Below are 14,240 nucleotides of genomic sequence, written 5' to 3' on the forward strand. Positions count from 1 at the left end.
CAATGAAAACTGGCGCGTGCGGGTAGTACGGCAGCGAGATCAGCGCAGGCGGCAACCTCACCGCCACAGCACGCGAGGACCTGAGCATGGTTGTCAGCGAAGTCGAGGCACGCCGCGACCTGGCCCTGCAGGCCGGCCGCGACCTGACCCTGGCTGCTGCGGCCAACGACAGCCAGTGCTCGCTGTACGACATGAGCAAGAAAGACGGCTGGGGCAGCAAGCAGACCCAGCGCGACTAAGTCACCGACGTCAAGGCGCTGGGCAGCGAAGTTAGCAGCGGTGGCAACCTGACGCTCAAGAGCGGCGGCGATCAGTTGTACCAGGGGGCGAAGCTTGCCTCGGGTAATGACCTAACCATTGACGGTGGCGGCGCGATGACGTTCGAGGCGGTCAAGGACCTGCATCAGGAGAGTGGCGCCAGCGACCGGTGTTGCAGGTGTCGTATCAGGTGCGGCAATTTCCGGCGGAGCAAATATCGGTTATCAGCCATCCACCGATAAGCCGTTTAGTTACGTGGATGCATCAATTGCCGCTACTGTTGGAGGGGCCACTCAAGGCAGAGGGTTAGGGTTCACTCTCGGTGCTGGGGCGGGTGGGTCTTATTTAGGAAGTTTGATCAAGGGTGAAGATCCGACGTACTCACTTCTGGGCGCAGCTCTGGGTGGCTTGATGGGTTTTAAAGGAGGTCAAGTAGTGTCTGGTCAGTTAAAGCCAGTTGTCGGAGAAGAAGCTGATATATACGGCAACGTAGTTGGTTCTGTGTTTTCCGAAGTCATCGGGGGAAAAATCAGTTCTGTAGGGGATAAAAAGTGAAGCTGGAAAGAGTTGGGTTTTTATTGATGGCTATGTTGTTGGTGTATTCTGTATTGCTTTTTCTTGTAATTGGCATATTGGCGCATCTTGTGGGGGCGATTATTGGTTATTATAAGTTTGATTATTGGGTATTTGGTTGGGAGGATATTCATAAGTCTATTCTTGTTGGGTTGTCTTGCGGGGTTCCAGTCGCTTTAGGGATATGGGTGAGGTCAAAGGTGGCAGAGGTTAAAAAAAAGCGCAGCGACTGATTTTTAATTTGTGGTTGTGTTGGGGTTGTCTGGGCTTTAGAGGGGCGGAATTTGTGGGGGTCTAAATTTATCTAGGATGCCAATTGTGTATTTGGTCGGATCAGTTCGCTTATAGGCGCAAGAATAGAGCGTGATGTAATTCAAGGGCTTGGAAAGCTAAAGACTTCGAATGTGTCGTATCGAAAAGGTGAGATGAAATTTATTGCCCTTGATTCAATTGGGCTTAATAAATTCAAAGATTGGTTTCGCCCTCGGAGCTCCGTCGGTTGCTTCAAGTGTCGCGCGTGCGCGTGGCCGCCATCGATCAGGCCCAAGGGCCGGGTAAACTGCCCAGCCGCAGCGGCGAAGTGGCCGCCGGCCAAGGCACGTCGAGCCAGGTAGGAGGGGCCGCAGACGGGTTGCACTGGTCCACTGCACAGCCTTGGGCGAGCACGCCGATCACGCTTGCCAGCCCGTTACCGCGACCACCGCTGGTGGTGCCTGGGCAGCAGGTACCGGCGCTGCCCTGAGCGGGATTGGTTGGGCCAATGCGGCGGTGACGGCCGGGCTGACCGGCTTGACCAGCAATGCGGCGATCAGCGCCATCAACAACCGCGGCAACCTGGGGTTGGTGGTCAAGGATACCTTCAGCAGCGACAGCCTGAAGGGCGCGGTGATCTCCGGCCTGGTGACCGGCGTCACCGCTGGCTACATCGATCCCAAGTTCAGCGGCGACAATGCAGGCTTCAGCCGTACTTATGGCTTTGACCTGAGCAAGCTCGAAGGCATAGGTGGCTTCGGCCTGCGGGCCGGTGCGATCGGTGTGACCTCGGGTGCGATCAAGACCGTGGTGAACGGTGGGAGCCTGAGCGACAACCTGCTCGACGCATTGGTGTCACAGGCGTCCAACGTCGTCGCAGCCTCGGCCTTCAATGCCATCGGCAACCTCGCAACGAAGAACCTGGCCGACGCAGAAAGCCGCAGCGATGCCGCCGCTATCGCGTTGTGGCAGGAAGGTGGCGCAGGCCGTGTAGCCTTGCACGCGTTGGCAGGGGGCGCCGTTTCTGTGGCCTCCGGCGGCGACTTCGCCAGCGGAGCGACGGCTGCCGGGGCCAACGCCGCCATGGCGGGGGCGCTGGAGGAGCTCTACAAGAAGCAGCCTGCGCTGCGCGATACCTTCTCGCAACTCACCGGCCTCGCTGCGGCGGGGCTGGTCAACGGCGACGTCGAGAAAGGTGCTTGGATCGCCCAGATGGCCGACCGCTACAACCGGCAGGCGCATCCGAAAGAGGTGGTCCAGATCAAGAAGCAGGCACCTGCACTCGCCCAGGAGCTAGGTATCAGCCCCGCCGAGGCGGAGCGGCGCATGGCCGAAGCCTTGGCCTACTACACCGACAACGAGTGGCGGCAGGCGATTACCGCCAATGGCAGGAGCATCGACGCCAGTACCCTGGCGCACCTCGGCCAGGCGCTGGCGCCAATGGCGGACAGCCTCGACGTGAGCCGCGCCAATGGTGACGTGCCTATGGTGGGGGAGGCGGGCAAGCAGTACACCGCGCAGCAGACCGTGGCATTGCTCAAGGACTATGCGAGCACGCATAGCGCCGAGTTTAATGATTCCACCAAGAATCGCGAGTTCCTGCGCCCTGGGGGGGACCCCGAGTACGCCGCGTATTACGCCAATAACCTGAACTTCGGGAAGTACGACCCCACGGCAGAAACGCTGGGTTCGGTGGCGGGTGTAGGCACGGCGCTGGGCGACATGCTCAAAGGCATGTACGGCCTGGGCAAGGGGTTGCTGACCGACACCCAGAACACCGCCTCGCAGGTGTCTCACCAGTTGATCAACTCCTTGAGTCATCCTGAAGCGGTGGTGCAGGAATGGCAGGACATGCGCGCCGAGGCGACCCTGTATCGGCTGCAGGGCGATCCTACGGCTGCGGCGCGGGTGGAAGCGGAGTGGCAGACCAAGTTCGTGATGAACCTGGTACCGGTCGGCAAAGCCGGGAAGCTGGGGCAGGTGAGCAAGACGGTGGCCGAGCGCGAGGCCATTGCCGAAGCGGTGGGCGGCGCGACGGGCAGGCAGGTGCCGGGGTTGCCGTCGTATTACCGCGATGGTTCAGGGGTTGGTGCGAACGTGGTGGCGCCGGAGGGGTATACGGCGGTAGTGAACCTGCGCACGGGCAATTTTGAGTTTGTCGCGCCGGATGGAAAGCTGTATTTCTATAGCGAGTCGGCGTTGGTGCCCAAGGAAGGTGGGAACCTTGCGGGATTGGCGGCGGCGGAGCGGGAGATTGCGGCTGGGAAGGCGGGGGGTGGGGCAAAAGGCGCAGCCTCCGGCGCTGAAAATGCGGCCTTGTATCCAAAGCTGAAGGATCAACTGATACAAGAAAACCTGAGGAGTATTGCTGCTCAGGATGCAAGATTGGCTGCGGCTGTGAACGGCAGTGGAACGAAAAATCCGAACTTCTCTATAGGCCAAGGCACATCTTCCGAAGCTAATCAGTTGGGTAAGATCTGGGTTGGAGATGGGGCAACAAAAACAAGTGATGGGCTTGGTTTTATTAGCGCAGACGGTACTCGTGTATATAGGCCGCCAACATCTAAAAATTCATCTTTTGCAACGACAGGTGTGCAAGCCAATTTTGAAAATTATAACATCAACCCGATAACAGGTCAGCGCATAAAAGTAAGTAACGGGCATCTGAATGTGGCTGACTAGGAGGAATGATGCGTGCTGTTATAAAAGGTGTTTCTAATGATGTTTTTGATGTCGCGACCTACGCTCCCGAAAAGTTAGACAACTTTTCTTTGAGTCTTCGTATTCAAATTGGGCTTGACTGCACGCAAGGGGCAGATGATTTTGAGCTTTTAATTTGCACTCCAAAGTGGCTAGAGGAGACAATGTGGGAGCCTCGTTGGGGGAGAGGTCTATTAATTGTTCGAGAATATGATCTTTCGACTATTAATGGATTGATTCATGAATATGTGAGTCGCTGCGAGGGGGACAGTTGGGAAACTATTGTGATAAAGCTAGGGAAGGCATTTTCCTGGGAATTTGATGATTATCAATCCTAATCAATAGGATTATTTATCTAACACCGGCGCTGCGCCGGTGTTGTTTTATCTGCTTACTGCAAAACCTCCCCCTTCGCTGCTCGCCTTGGTCGTGGCCTGAGCGATCAGGGCAACCAGCATCTGCGTAACTAATTTCTGTTAGCTTTTAGGTGGCTGGTCGATAGCTTCCAGTTGCTGTTGCCATTTCGGAGCGGGGCCACGTTTACGCACAGTGGTTTCCTGCTGCTGACCAGAGCGCGGTTTGACCCGGCCACAAGAGATTACCCGACCAATCCTAGATTGCTACCAGCGGCATCTTTTTATATCGAAAAGCCGAGGCGAAGCGCTGTCAGCACGTAGCGCAAACAGTGCGCATCACGCCGATTCGGGTATGGTTCAAGTGGCTGACCAAAACCAACCGTATTCTTTACAACCCGGCGTCCGACCTCAATCTATCGAGGATGGAGCAGCGTTTGCCGAAGCATATTCCCAGCGGCGACGAAGCCGAGCGCATCCTAAACGTGCCAGACTCTGGTGGAGTCGTTGGTATTTAAGTGGATGGTTGTCTAGCATATTCTGCTCCGCAGTACACCGCGCAGCATACCGTAGCGTTGCTCAAGGACTATGCGAGCACGCATAGCGCCGAGTTCAATGATTCCACCAAGAATCGCGAGTTCCTGCGCCCTGGGGGGGACCCCGAGTACGCCGCGTATTACGCCAATAACCTGAACTTCGGCAAGTACGACCCCACGGCAGAAACGCTGGGTTCGGTGGCGGGTGTAGGCACGGCGCTGGGGGACATGCTCAAAGGCTTGTATGGCCTGGGCAAGGGGTTGCTGACCGACACCCAGAACACCGCCTCGCAGGTGTCTCACCAGTTGATCAACTCCTTGAGTCATCCTGAAGCGGTGGTGCAGGAATGGCAGGACATGCGCGCCGAGGCGACCCTGTATCGGCTGCAGGGCGATCCTACGGCTGCGGCGCGGGTGGAAGCGGAGTGGCAGACCAAGTTCGTGATGAACCTGGTACCGGTCGGCAAAGCCGGGAAGCTGGGGCAGGTGAGCAAGACGGTGGCCGAGCGCGAGGCCATTGCCGAAGCGGTGGGCGGCGCGACGGGCAGGCAGGTGCCGGGGTTGCCGTCGTATTACCGCGATGGTTCAGGGGTTGGTGCGAACGTGGTGGCGCCGGAGGGGTATACGGCGGTAGTGAACCTGCGCACGGGCAATTTTGAGTTTGTCGCGCCGGATGGAAAGCTGTATTTCTATAGCGAGTCGGCGTTGGTGCCCAAGGAAGGTGGGAACCTTGCAGGGTTGGCGGCGGCGGAGCGGGAGATTGCGGCTGGGAAGGCGGGGGGGGGGGCAAAAGGTATCGAAATTGCGCCTGGTAAGTTTGATTACCTTTTTGGCAGAGTAGCCAGTAACTCCCATAACGCTCCACGTTCGAATCAGCTTGCGCTGGAAATGAAGAGGCTTGGTGTTCCTGACAATGCTGCTGGTCGCCAGATGTTAACGGATCACTTGGCGCTTTCGGCTAAAACCGAAGGTAATGTGATAAACACGTTCTCAAACCAGTACGGAAAATTCGAGGTTAAAGAGTCGTTATTCGTGGGGCCGTCGGGCAAGGCTGCTAACTTCCAGAGCACGTTCCAGTTTCTCGATGATGGAACTCGTAAACTGAGCACGCTCATACCACTTCACTGAGGATGCAGTAATGGAATTTCCTAGCGAGGATGATTTTTTGGAGGAGTTTGGTATCGAACCTATTGAGGTCGACCAAAGTTTGGCTTTATGCCGTTATAAAGTGGAATCCAAAAATAGCGATCTTGAAATAGATTTTTCTTTTAGCGCGGTTATGGAGTCCTTTCAGGTTGTGTTGAAACTCGCCAAGCAGGAGCTAGCTATCATTTCTTCAGAAAACGTGAAGTCTATCGAAGTCGTGCGTGATGGTTCAGAGGCGGGAGTCCGTGTTGTCTTTGATATCTGTGATTCAATTTCAGAAGCTGTGGTTACATTTGAACCTGATTTGAACTGTCGGTGGTGGACATTGCGTAAAACGTAACTGTGATCCTTTAATTTGCTGCCAGATTGGTGCAAAAGCAACTGCAAGCCTTGCAAAAGAGGCCGGCACTTACTTTGGGCAGCAGAGAAAATATTGGTCTCAAGAGCCAATCCAGTACAACAGGAATAAGGTTTATCAGCGGAATGACTTGATTGACCCAGGTAGGGTTGATTCGCAAACTGGATTAATCAATAAACAGCTTATGGAGAATGGGTTGGCACCATATGGAACAGATGGGGGGAAATAAACTTCCATCATATGTTGCAGACTCAGGGTGGTTCTATTGCGGAAGTGATTCAGAGTTTCCATCAGAAGAATGTAGCGGTTATTAATATGAACTCTGGTCCAGATATTCCATCTGGAATTAACAGGTCGCAGTTGAGCCATTTGTGGACGAGATTTCGGACTAACTCGGTGCAAAAGCAACTGCTAACGGGTTATGGCCGTGCTTTGTCGCGGCTGGCGCAGCTTTCGGCTATTCAGCACAGCTCAGATGAGCCGCGTTGATTTGTTTTGAGGTTTCTGGAGACAAGACTTGTCTCGAGTTCGGGGGAGCTGTAACCCGTGAGCAGGTTTGAAGTGCCGTAGATACCTGTTCGCAGGCCCCGAGCCGGTTCCAACCGTGTACTGTCAATGATTTGAACGGACCTCCAACGCCTCCGGTCCCATGCCGTGTACCCACCGTCCACAGCAAGAGGCCACTGCCATGAGCACCTACGACTGGGACCTGATCGAACGCTTGCTGCACGAGGTGCAGAACGGCGCAGGTCAAAGCTTCACGCCACGCCCCTACGCCGAGCAGCATGCTGCGGCGATGGCCGCCAAAGGCCAGCCGGTGGGCGATCTGGATCAGCTGAAAACCCGCGCCTGTGAATACGAAAAGCTGCTGTTCCAGCGCGGATTCATCGAAAGCCGGCCTGAAGAGGATGGCGGCAATGGTGAGAACTTCGTGCTCACCGAGCGCGGCTCGCGCCTGCTCAGCCTCATCGACAGCGCGATTCCAGGAGCGGACAGCCCACGCTTGAAGCTGGATCAGCAGGCAGATGCGCTGGATGAGTCCACCTTCGATCAGGTCTCGAGCAAGCCGCAGATCACACCAGGTGCGATTTAGGCTGGTATCAGCGGGGCGGGCGCACCGATAATCGGCAATGGATCCATTTTCCGACTGCCGAGCGTTGCCCATGCCCCTGACCCGCTACGAGGCCCGCCCATGAGCGCGGCCCGCAAGAACACCGACGCCTTTGCCCTGCAGGTGATGCTGGGGTTGTGCCTGATCTGGGGCTCCCAGCAGGTGATGATCAAATGGGCTGCCGTGGATATCGCGCCGGTGATGCAGGCGGCGTTTCGCTCCGGCATCGCTGCGGTGCTGGTCGGGCTGCTGATGTGCTGGCGGGGCGGCTGGGCGCAGTTGGGCAGCACCTGGCGCGCGGGTTTGCTGGCCGGGGCGTTGTTCGGGCTGGAGTTTCTGTTCATCGCCGAGGGGCTGAAGCTGACCTCGGCGGCGCATATGTCGGTATTTCTCTACACGGCCCCAGTGTTCACCGCGCTGGGGCTGCACTTCATGTTGCCCAGCGAGCGTCTGCGTTTGTTGCAGTGGCTGGGGATTGCGCTGGCGTTTGCCGGGATCGCCCTGGCCTTTGCGGGCGGGCTGTCGCTGGGTCAACTCGATGGGCGGGTGCTGCTCGGCGATGCCATGGCGGTGCTGGCGGGGCTGATGTGGGGTGCGACCACGGTGGTGGTGCGGGCTTCGCGGCTGTCGGAGGCGCCGGCGACCTTGACGCTGTTCTACCAACTGATGGTGGGCTTCGTCGGCTTGCTGCTGATGGCGTTGTTCAGCGGGCAGATCGGTGCGGTGTCGTTCACGCCGTTGGCACTGGGCAGCGTGCTGTTCCAGGGGTTGGTGGTGTCGTTCTTCAGTTACCTGACCTGGTTCTGGTTGCTGCGCCAATACCTGGCGTCGAACCTGGCGGTGTTTTCATTCATCACGCCGTTGTTCGGGGTGACGTTCGGGGTGCTGTTGCTGGATGAGCCGCTGAGCGTGAACTTCGTGGTGGGGGCGCTGATGGTGCTCGGTGGTGTGGTGCTGGTGAGTGCCGAGCCTTGGGTGCGGCGGCAGTTGCGCCGGGTGGTGGGGTAAGGCGGGCTGTAGCGTGTCTGATTTTTCCTAATTCTCGGGCGCCGGTGTCAGGTTTTGAGTCGTTAGGATCTATCCTACGCGGCTTGCGGAAGCGTCTTAATTGTCGTGGAAATGCGTCAGGGATAACTTCGCCGGGTCGTCATTTGGCGACCGGGCGTGAGAAACCCGACGACGTGGCAGCGGCACTTCTTTATGGCAGCCGTGTGCGGACGGGCTTCGGTCCGGCCGGGCTCTCACGTCCTCGGTTTCTCACTCCGTGCACGGTTGCCACCCTAATTCCGTGAGAAAGAGTGGGGTGGTGATATCTCTGACCAGACGTGAGATTTGACCCCATGAAAAAGCTCGTCCCCGATCCACCCCGCCTTACGCACGTTCCCCACACCACAGTGAGGAAACGTGACCATGACTGATCTATCCGATGGCTACACCACCGCTGGTGTGGCGACTTTCCTGGACATGTACCGCGTACAGCCTGGCATTCCTTTCGAGCGGGTGCTGGAAGAAGTGTCGGTGATCCTTGGCTGTGTCCGCGAATTGAGCGAGCAGGAACAGGTGACCCGGTGAGCATCACCGCACTGCACTACCTGAGCGCGATGGCGAAGGCGTTGCTGAACGACCTGGAGGTTGGGCGTAACTCGGTGCATTGAGGCCATAGCCCGGCTATGAAACCGCCTCGACCCTGTAGGAGCGGGCTTGCCCGCGAAAAAGATATCGCGCTGCCTGGCACGGGCTACGCCCGTGTTCGCGGGCAAGTCGGGGCGCCGAACCGCCCCTCCCACAGGGATTGGGCTGGTCTTTAGGTTTTGAGCAAGACAGCTGCTCCTATACAGGGGTCGCCAGTTGCTCTGCGGCGCGTTGATCCGACCTGCTTGTCGCCACCAGCAACCCGGCGACCCCCAGCCCTGCAGCCGCCAGCAACAGTGCGGGTTGCAGCCCGCCGCTGAAGTGGTTGCTCAGCGCGGCCAGCAAGGGTCCGCTGAGTTGGCCGAGGGCGAAGCAGGCGGTCAGCAGGCCGGCGTTGCGCTGGGTGGCGTGGGGCGCGAGCTCTCGCGAACGCTGCATCACCAACTGCATGCAGGCCAGGAACGGCGCACCGCACAGCAGTACCCCGAGCCCCAGTCCGATACCGCCGCCCAGCAGGCAGGCCAGCACGCCCAAGGCTTGCAGCCAGAGTGTGGCGGTCAGCCAGACGCTGGTGCGACCCGGGCCGCGCAGGCTGACGATCACCACGCCAAGCGCTGCGGCAAGGCCGAAGCCGGGCCAGAACAGGTCGGCAAGCCACTGCCCCTGGAATTGCTGGCTGGCCATCTGCGAGAGGAAGGTGGCGGGGAGGATGTAGCCGATGCCGTACAACGCATAGACCACCGCCAGACGGGCGATGCCGCCCTGGCGTGGATGAGCCTGCGCTGCTGCTGTGCTGGGCGCGGGCGTCAGCAGATGGGCGCGCGGCAGCCACGGCAGCACAGCCAGCAGCATCACCAGCGCGGCCACCGAGTACACCAACCACAGCGCCGCCGAATCGAGGCTGAGCAGGTGCGCACCGAGCGCGAGGAAACCGGTGACGGCGATCCCCACGCCTGGGCCTGCGAACACCAAGGCGCCGAGTCGCGCGCGACCATGGCTGCTGGCCACGTGCTGGCTGAGGCTGGTCAGCATCACCAATGCCCAGGCGCTTGCCACACCGGTGCCGAAGCGCAGCAGCAGGTGGCTCCAGAATCCGTTGGCAGCCCAGGAGGCCAGGGTCAGCAGCACGCACAACCACAGCCCGGCATGCAGGCGCAGGCGCACCTGGTGCGGGTGGCGGGCGAACATGCCGTCCACGGCACCCATGAAATAGCCGAGATAGTTGGCAGCGGCCACCAGGCCGCCTGCGGTCAGGTCGAACTGGCCCTCGGCAATCAGGCGGGGCATCTGCGGGGTCAGGGCGAAGCGGCCGATGCCCATGGCCATCATCAGTGCGACGGCACTGGCCATGAGTTGCAGTAGGGGCGACATGGTAAGACTCCTGCGCAGTGGTAAACGATGGATGGCAGGTTAGGAGTTCTTGACTTTCAATAAAATTGAATAATGATGATAAAGTTGTTCTGTTTTGGAGAATGTCGTGGACTTCAGCCAATTGCGAATCTTCCAGGCCGTCGCCGAGGAGGGTTCAGTGACTCGCGCCGCCGAGCGCCTGCACCGGGTGCCGTCGAACCTGTCGACGCGCCTGCGTCAGCTCGAGGAGCAGCTGGGCGTCGAGTTGTTCCTGCGCGAGCGTCAGCGCTTGCAACTGTCGCCGGCCGGCAAAGTGTTGCTGGACTATGCGCACAGGCTTTCGGTACTGCGCGATGAAGCCATGGCGGCGGTGCAGGGCGGTCAGCCAGCCGGGGACTTCATCATCGGGACCATGTACAGCACGGCGGCCATCCAGCTTCCGGCGTTGCTTGCGCGGTACCATCAGGCCTATCCGGCAGTGAACCTGCAGGTGCAGGCCGCGCCCAGTGGCGAGTTGTTGCAGGGCCTGCTCGAGCGCCGCCTGGACGCCGCGTTGGTGGATGGCCCGCCGGGGCTGGCCGGGCTCGATGGCGTGCCGTTGTGCGAGGAACGGCTGGTGCTGATCACCAGCCCTGAGCATCCACCGGTGCACAGTGCGCGTGATGTGGCCGGGCGTTCGGTGTTCACGTTCCGCCAGGGGTGTGCCTACCGCATGCGTCTGGAGGCCTGGTATGCGCACGACCACACGCCAATGGGGCGAGTGATGGAGATCGAGTCGTACCAGGGCATGCTGGCGTGCGTGATCGCGGGGGCGGGGGTGGCGATGATGTCGCAGTCGATGCTCGACAGCCTGCCGGGCCGCGAGCGGGTCAGCGCGCATCCGCTGCAGGCGCCGTTCGATCATGCCGAGACCTGGCTGATGTGGCGCCAGGGTATGTGCGGGGCGAATTTGCAGGCGTGGATCGACCTGCAACAAGGTGAAACAGTAAACCGGCTGTCGGAGTACGGCGTTTCCGCTTGATCTGCGGCAAAATCGCCCATATCTGTAAGGTTAGACGCAGGCGATGTACAGAACATGGGACTATGATCTGTATGAAGCATCGCAGGACTGATTTGCCGCAAGGCTGACCCGTGAAGGGGGCACTATGAACAAGCGCATGTACAACTGGCTCCACGACCTTGCCGTCGCCCTTGGCTTGGTACCGCCGCCATTGCAACCGGTACCGATCCCCACCGACGAAGAACAGCGCAAGCGCCAGCCGCGTCGGCGCTGATTAGCGCAGGAAAAAGGCCGCTGCATCCTTGGGGGATGCGGCGGCCTTTTGCGTTTTTGCAGAGGGATTTGTGGGGGGGCTTTCGCGGGCAAGCCCGCTCCTACAGAAGGAGGCGGGTTTGCTCATCCAAGCCCACTCTGGAGATCAGGCCAGGTTCACCGCCGCCGTCGGTTTACGCGACATCAGGCTGACCACGACAAAGCTCACCAGGCCCACCGCCAGGCTGTAGTAGATCGGCGAGTTGGCATCCAGGCCGTCCTTGAACATGAAGAACAGCGCGGTGGCAAAGCCCAGCGACATGCTGGCGATTGCGCCCGGGGTGGTCGCGCGTTTCCAGAAGATCGCCCCGATCAGCGGGATCAGCATGCCACCGACCAGCAGGTTGTAGGCCAGGGTCAGGGCACTGATCACATCGTTCACCGCCAGGGCGATCACCAGCACGGCCACGCCAGTGAGCAGCGTGAACAGGCGGTTCACGCCCAGGCTCGAGCGCTTGCCACCACGCAGCTTGGGCAGCAGGTCTTCGGTCAGGGTGGTGGACGCCGCCAGCAGGCCGGCGCTTGCGGTCGACATCATCGCCGCCAGTGCCGCCGCCATCAGCAGGCCACGGATGCCGTCGGGCAGGGTGGTCTTGATCATCTCGGCGAAGGCGTTGTTCGGGTTGGCCAGGTCTGGCATCAGCACGTGGGCGGCCATGCCGATCAGCGCGCAGGCCAGGCCGTAGATCACGCAGTACACGCCTGCGGCGGTGCCAGCGCGCTGGCAGACTTTCTCGTCACGTGCGGTGAACACACGCTGCCAGATGTCCTGGCCGATCAGGATGCCGAAGAAGTAGATCAGGAAGTAGGTGATGATGGTGTCCCAGCCGATGGTGGTGAGCTGGAAGCTCGCCGCCGGCAGCTTGGCCACCAGTGCATCCCAGCCACCGGCCTTGTACAGGCACACCGGCAGGAGGATGAACATCAGGCCCACGGTCTTGATGACGAACTGCACGATGTCGGTGAGGGTCAGCGACCACATGCCGCCGATGGTCGAGTAGACCACCACCACGCCACCGCCGAACAGCAAGGCCATCCAGAACGGCACATCGAGCAGCACTTGCAGCACGGTGCCCATGGCCAGCGTGGAGACCACGCCGATCATCAACGCGTAGGCCAGCATGATCACTGCACTGGCCTGGCGCGCCATCGGGTTGTAGCGGCGCTCCAGGACCTGGGTCACGGTGAAGATGCGCAGGCGCAGCAGCGGTTTGGCGAGGAACAGGTTCAGGGCGATGATGCCCAGGCCCAGGGCCGCGCACAGCCAGAAACCGGAAATGCCGTGGACATAGCCCAGGCGCACGGTGCCGACGGTGGATGCACCGCCGAGCACGGTGGTGGCCATGGTGCCCATGTAGAGGGTCGGGCCGAGATTGCGTCCGGCGACCAGGTAGTCTTCGTGGGTCTTCGCGCGCCGCATGCCGTACCAGCCAAGCCCGAGCATGCCAGCGGCGTAGATCAGTACAACAATGATGTCCAAGGCCATGGGTGTCTCCGATTATCTTTATTATGCGAGATCGATCGCTCGGACGCTCTCACCGCGTCCGGCGCTCCTCATCGAGTGTTGGCGGGCCTCTATGGCCCTGTCCCACGGCTCCTGCCTGGGTATTGCAGGTGTTTCAGGTGATCAGCGACGCACTACGCCGGGAAGCACGCAGAGCATTTCGAACAACAGGTTGGCGCCCAGCAGCGAGGTGTTGCCGGTGGTGTCGTACGGTGGCGAGACCTCGACCAGGTCGCAGCCGATCAGGTCCAGGCCGTGGCAACCGCGGATGATTTCCATCGCCTGGATGGTGGTCAGGCCGCCGATTTCCGGGGTGCCGGTGCCTGGCGCCCAGGCCGGGTCGATGCCGTCGATGTCGAACGACAGGTACACCGGGCCACCGCCGACCTTCTCGCGCACTTCGGCCATCAGCGGCTCCAGCGATTTGTGCCAGCACTCTTCGGCCTGCACCACACGGAAGCCCTGGCGGCGGCTCCAGTTGAAGTCATCGGCGGTATAGCCCTGGGCGCGCAGGCCGATCTGCACCACGCGGTCGCAGTCCAGCAGGCCTTCCTCGACGGCGCGGCGGAAGGTGGTGCCGTGGGCGATCTTCTCGCCGAACATATGATCGTTGACGTCGGCGTGGGCGTCGATGTGCACCAGGCCGATCTTGCCGTGCTTCTTATGCAGGGCGCGCAGGATCGGCAGGGTGATGGTGTGGTCGCCACCCAGGGTCATGGGGATGACGTTGTGTTCGAGGATCTCGTCGTAGGCTTCTTCGATGATGCGTACGGCGTCGAGCAGGTTGAAGGTGTTGATCGCCACGTCACCGATGTCGGCGACCGACAGCGAGTCGAACGGGGCGGCGCCGGTGGCCATGTTGTACGGGCGGATCATCACCGATTCGGCGCGGATCTGCCGCGGGCCGAAGCGGGTACCGGAGCGCAGCGAGGTGCCGATGTCCAGCGGCACGCCGATGAAGGCGGCGTCCAGGCCTTCGGCGCTTTGCAGGTGGGGGAGGCGGAGCATGGTGGCGATGCCGCCGAAACGCGGCATTTCGTTGCCGCCCAGTGGTTGGTGGAGAATCTTGTCCACGGTGGGCCTCATCAGTCGGTCGATTGTTCTGTTTGTTCGAACCTGTGTCGCGGCACGCTCGGCAAGCGCGAAGGCGCCGGC

At 60.2% G+C, this 14,240-nt stretch carries 18 protein-coding genes; 15 read left to right on the top strand and 3 right to left on the bottom strand.

The genetic code is table 11. The annotated features are described in order from the left end of the window. The first annotated feature begins 38 nt into the window (after positions 1–38). From ACNFHO_RS21385 to ACNFHO_RS21445, 13 genes are all read left to right on the top strand, one after another. Entirely contained in the window at positions 39–239 is a 201-nt protein-coding gene (locus tag ACNFHO_RS21385) for a hemagglutinin repeat-containing protein (RefSeq protein WP_416767362.1), read from the top strand. Between the two features lie 75 nt (positions 240–314). Then, the gene (locus ACNFHO_RS21390) at positions 315–500 is read left to right on the top strand and encodes a hypothetical protein (RefSeq protein ID WP_416767281.1); all 186 of its coding nucleotides are present in this window, start codon (positions 315–317) and stop codon (positions 498–500) included. Then, positions 412–813 (top strand): hypothetical protein, encoded by a 402-nt coding sequence (locus ACNFHO_RS21395; protein WP_416767367.1) that lies wholly within the window; start codon positions 412–414, stop codon positions 811–813. The genes ACNFHO_RS21390 and ACNFHO_RS21395 overlap by 89 nt, the downstream gene beginning before the upstream one ends. After that, positions 810–1,064 carry a hypothetical protein gene (locus ACNFHO_RS21400; RefSeq protein ID WP_416767283.1) on the top strand — a complete coding sequence of 85 codons (255 nt, stop codon included), beginning with the start codon at positions 810–812 and terminating at the stop codon, positions 1,062–1,064. The genes ACNFHO_RS21395 and ACNFHO_RS21400 overlap by 4 nt, the downstream gene beginning before the upstream one ends. 266 nt (positions 1,065–1,330) lie before the next feature. Then, positions 1,331–1,573 (top strand): hypothetical protein, encoded by a 243-nt coding sequence (locus tag ACNFHO_RS21405; RefSeq protein WP_416767285.1) that lies wholly within the window; start codon positions 1,331–1,333, stop codon positions 1,571–1,573. Positions 1,574–1,599: 26 nt separating this feature from the next. Beyond that, the gene (locus ACNFHO_RS21410) at positions 1,600–3,765 is read left to right on the top strand and encodes a DUF637 domain-containing protein (protein WP_416767363.1); all 2,166 of its coding nucleotides are present in this window, start codon (positions 1,600–1,602) and stop codon (positions 3,763–3,765) included. 8 nt (positions 3,766–3,773) lie between these two features. Further along, positions 3,774–4,121 (top strand): immunity 8 family protein, encoded by a 348-nt coding sequence (locus ACNFHO_RS21415; RefSeq protein WP_416767286.1) that lies wholly within the window; start codon positions 3,774–3,776, stop codon positions 4,119–4,121. Between the two features lie 590 nt (positions 4,122–4,711). Beyond that, positions 4,712–5,800, top strand: coding sequence for a hypothetical protein (locus ACNFHO_RS21420; protein WP_416767288.1), 1,089 nt, complete (start codon positions 4,712–4,714; stop codon positions 5,798–5,800). A gap of 10 nt (positions 5,801–5,810) precedes the next feature. Further along, complete coding sequence (locus ACNFHO_RS21425; RefSeq protein WP_416767290.1) at positions 5,811–6,158, top strand: hypothetical protein; 348 nt, start codon at positions 5,811–5,813, stop codon at positions 6,156–6,158. A 243-nt stretch (positions 6,159–6,401) separates the two neighbouring features. After that, positions 6,402–6,665 carry a hypothetical protein gene (locus ACNFHO_RS21430; RefSeq protein WP_416767364.1) on the top strand — a complete coding sequence of 88 codons (264 nt, stop codon included), beginning with the start codon at positions 6,402–6,404 and terminating at the stop codon, positions 6,663–6,665. Positions 6,666–6,864: 199 nt separating this feature from the next. Further along, a complete protein-coding gene (locus ACNFHO_RS21435) occupies positions 6,865–7,269 on the top strand; it encodes a hypothetical protein (protein ID WP_054893282.1) in 405 nt (134 codons plus the stop codon). A 99-nt stretch (positions 7,270–7,368) separates the two neighbouring features. Beyond that, the gene (locus tag ACNFHO_RS21440) at positions 7,369–8,295 is read left to right on the top strand and encodes a DMT family transporter (protein WP_416767291.1); all 927 of its coding nucleotides are present in this window, start codon (positions 7,369–7,371) and stop codon (positions 8,293–8,295) included. A 402-nt stretch (positions 8,296–8,697) separates the two neighbouring features. Beyond that, entirely contained in the window at positions 8,698–8,859 is a 162-nt protein-coding gene (locus ACNFHO_RS21445) for a hypothetical protein (protein ID WP_416767293.1), read from the top strand. Between the two features lie 258 nt (positions 8,860–9,117). Here the strand turns inward: ACNFHO_RS21445 and ACNFHO_RS21450 are convergent, their stop codons facing one another. Then, entirely contained in the window at positions 9,118–10,290 is a 1,173-nt protein-coding gene (locus tag ACNFHO_RS21450; protein ID WP_416767295.1) for a YbfB/YjiJ family MFS transporter, read from the bottom strand. Between the two features lie 106 nt (positions 10,291–10,396). Here ACNFHO_RS21450 and ptrR point away from each other — a divergent pair, with 106 nt between their 5' ends. Beyond that, entirely contained in the window at positions 10,397–11,290 is an 894-nt protein-coding gene (gene ptrR / locus ACNFHO_RS21455; RefSeq protein ID WP_054893277.1) for a putrescine utilization regulator PtrR, read from the top strand. Positions 11,291–11,414: 124 nt separating this feature from the next. Then, on the top strand, positions 11,415–11,543 hold the full coding sequence (locus ACNFHO_RS21460; RefSeq protein WP_256093825.1) for a PA1414 family protein: 129 nt from the start codon (positions 11,415–11,417) through the stop codon (positions 11,541–11,543). A 144-nt stretch (positions 11,544–11,687) separates the two neighbouring features. Here the strand turns inward: ACNFHO_RS21460 and ACNFHO_RS21465 are convergent, their stop codons facing one another. Together ACNFHO_RS21465 and speB are read right to left on the bottom strand one after the other, a co-directional pair. Next, complete coding sequence (locus tag ACNFHO_RS21465) at positions 11,688–13,067, bottom strand: sodium:solute symporter (protein ID WP_063543766.1); 1,380 nt, start codon at positions 13,065–13,067, stop codon at positions 11,688–11,690. Positions 13,068–13,208: 141 nt separating this feature from the next. Further along, complete coding sequence (gene speB, locus ACNFHO_RS21470; protein ID WP_063543768.1) at positions 13,209–14,159, bottom strand: agmatinase; 951 nt, start codon at positions 14,157–14,159, stop codon at positions 13,209–13,211. Positions 14,160–14,240: the final 81 nt, after the last annotated feature.

The organism is Pseudomonas sp. NY15374 (assembly GCF_048068255.1).
GTDB lineage: Bacteria > Pseudomonadota > Gammaproteobacteria > Pseudomonadales > Pseudomonadaceae > Aquipseudomonas > Aquipseudomonas machongensis.

What these genes read in the sequence shown, in the direction of transcription:
- ACNFHO_RS21465 (WP_063543766.1), bottom strand. Translation starts at nt 13,067, where the DNA reads ATGGCCTTGGACATCATTGTTGTACTGATCTACGCCGCTGGCATGCTC.
- ACNFHO_RS21440 (WP_416767291.1), top strand. Translation starts at nt 7,369, where the DNA reads ATGAGCGCGGCCCGCAAGAACACCGACGCCTTTGCCCTGCAGGTGATG.
- ACNFHO_RS21435 (WP_054893282.1), top strand. Translation starts at nt 6,865, where the DNA reads ATGAGCACCTACGACTGGGACCTGATCGAACGCTTGCTGCACGAGGTG.
- ACNFHO_RS21425 (WP_416767290.1), top strand. Translation starts at nt 5,811, where the DNA reads ATGGAATTTCCTAGCGAGGATGATTTTTTGGAGGAGTTTGGTATCGAA.
- ACNFHO_RS21415 (WP_416767286.1), top strand. Translation starts at nt 3,774, where the DNA reads ATGCGTGCTGTTATAAAAGGTGTTTCTAATGATGTTTTTGATGTCGCG.
- ACNFHO_RS21445 (WP_416767293.1), top strand. Translation starts at nt 8,698, where the DNA reads ATGACTGATCTATCCGATGGCTACACCACCGCTGGTGTGGCGACTTTC.
- ACNFHO_RS21450 (WP_416767295.1), bottom strand. Translation starts at nt 10,290, where the DNA reads ATGTCGCCCCTACTGCAACTCATGGCCAGTGCCGTCGCACTGATGATG.
- ACNFHO_RS21460 (WP_256093825.1), top strand. Translation starts at nt 11,415, where the DNA reads ATGAACAAGCGCATGTACAACTGGCTCCACGACCTTGCCGTCGCCCTT.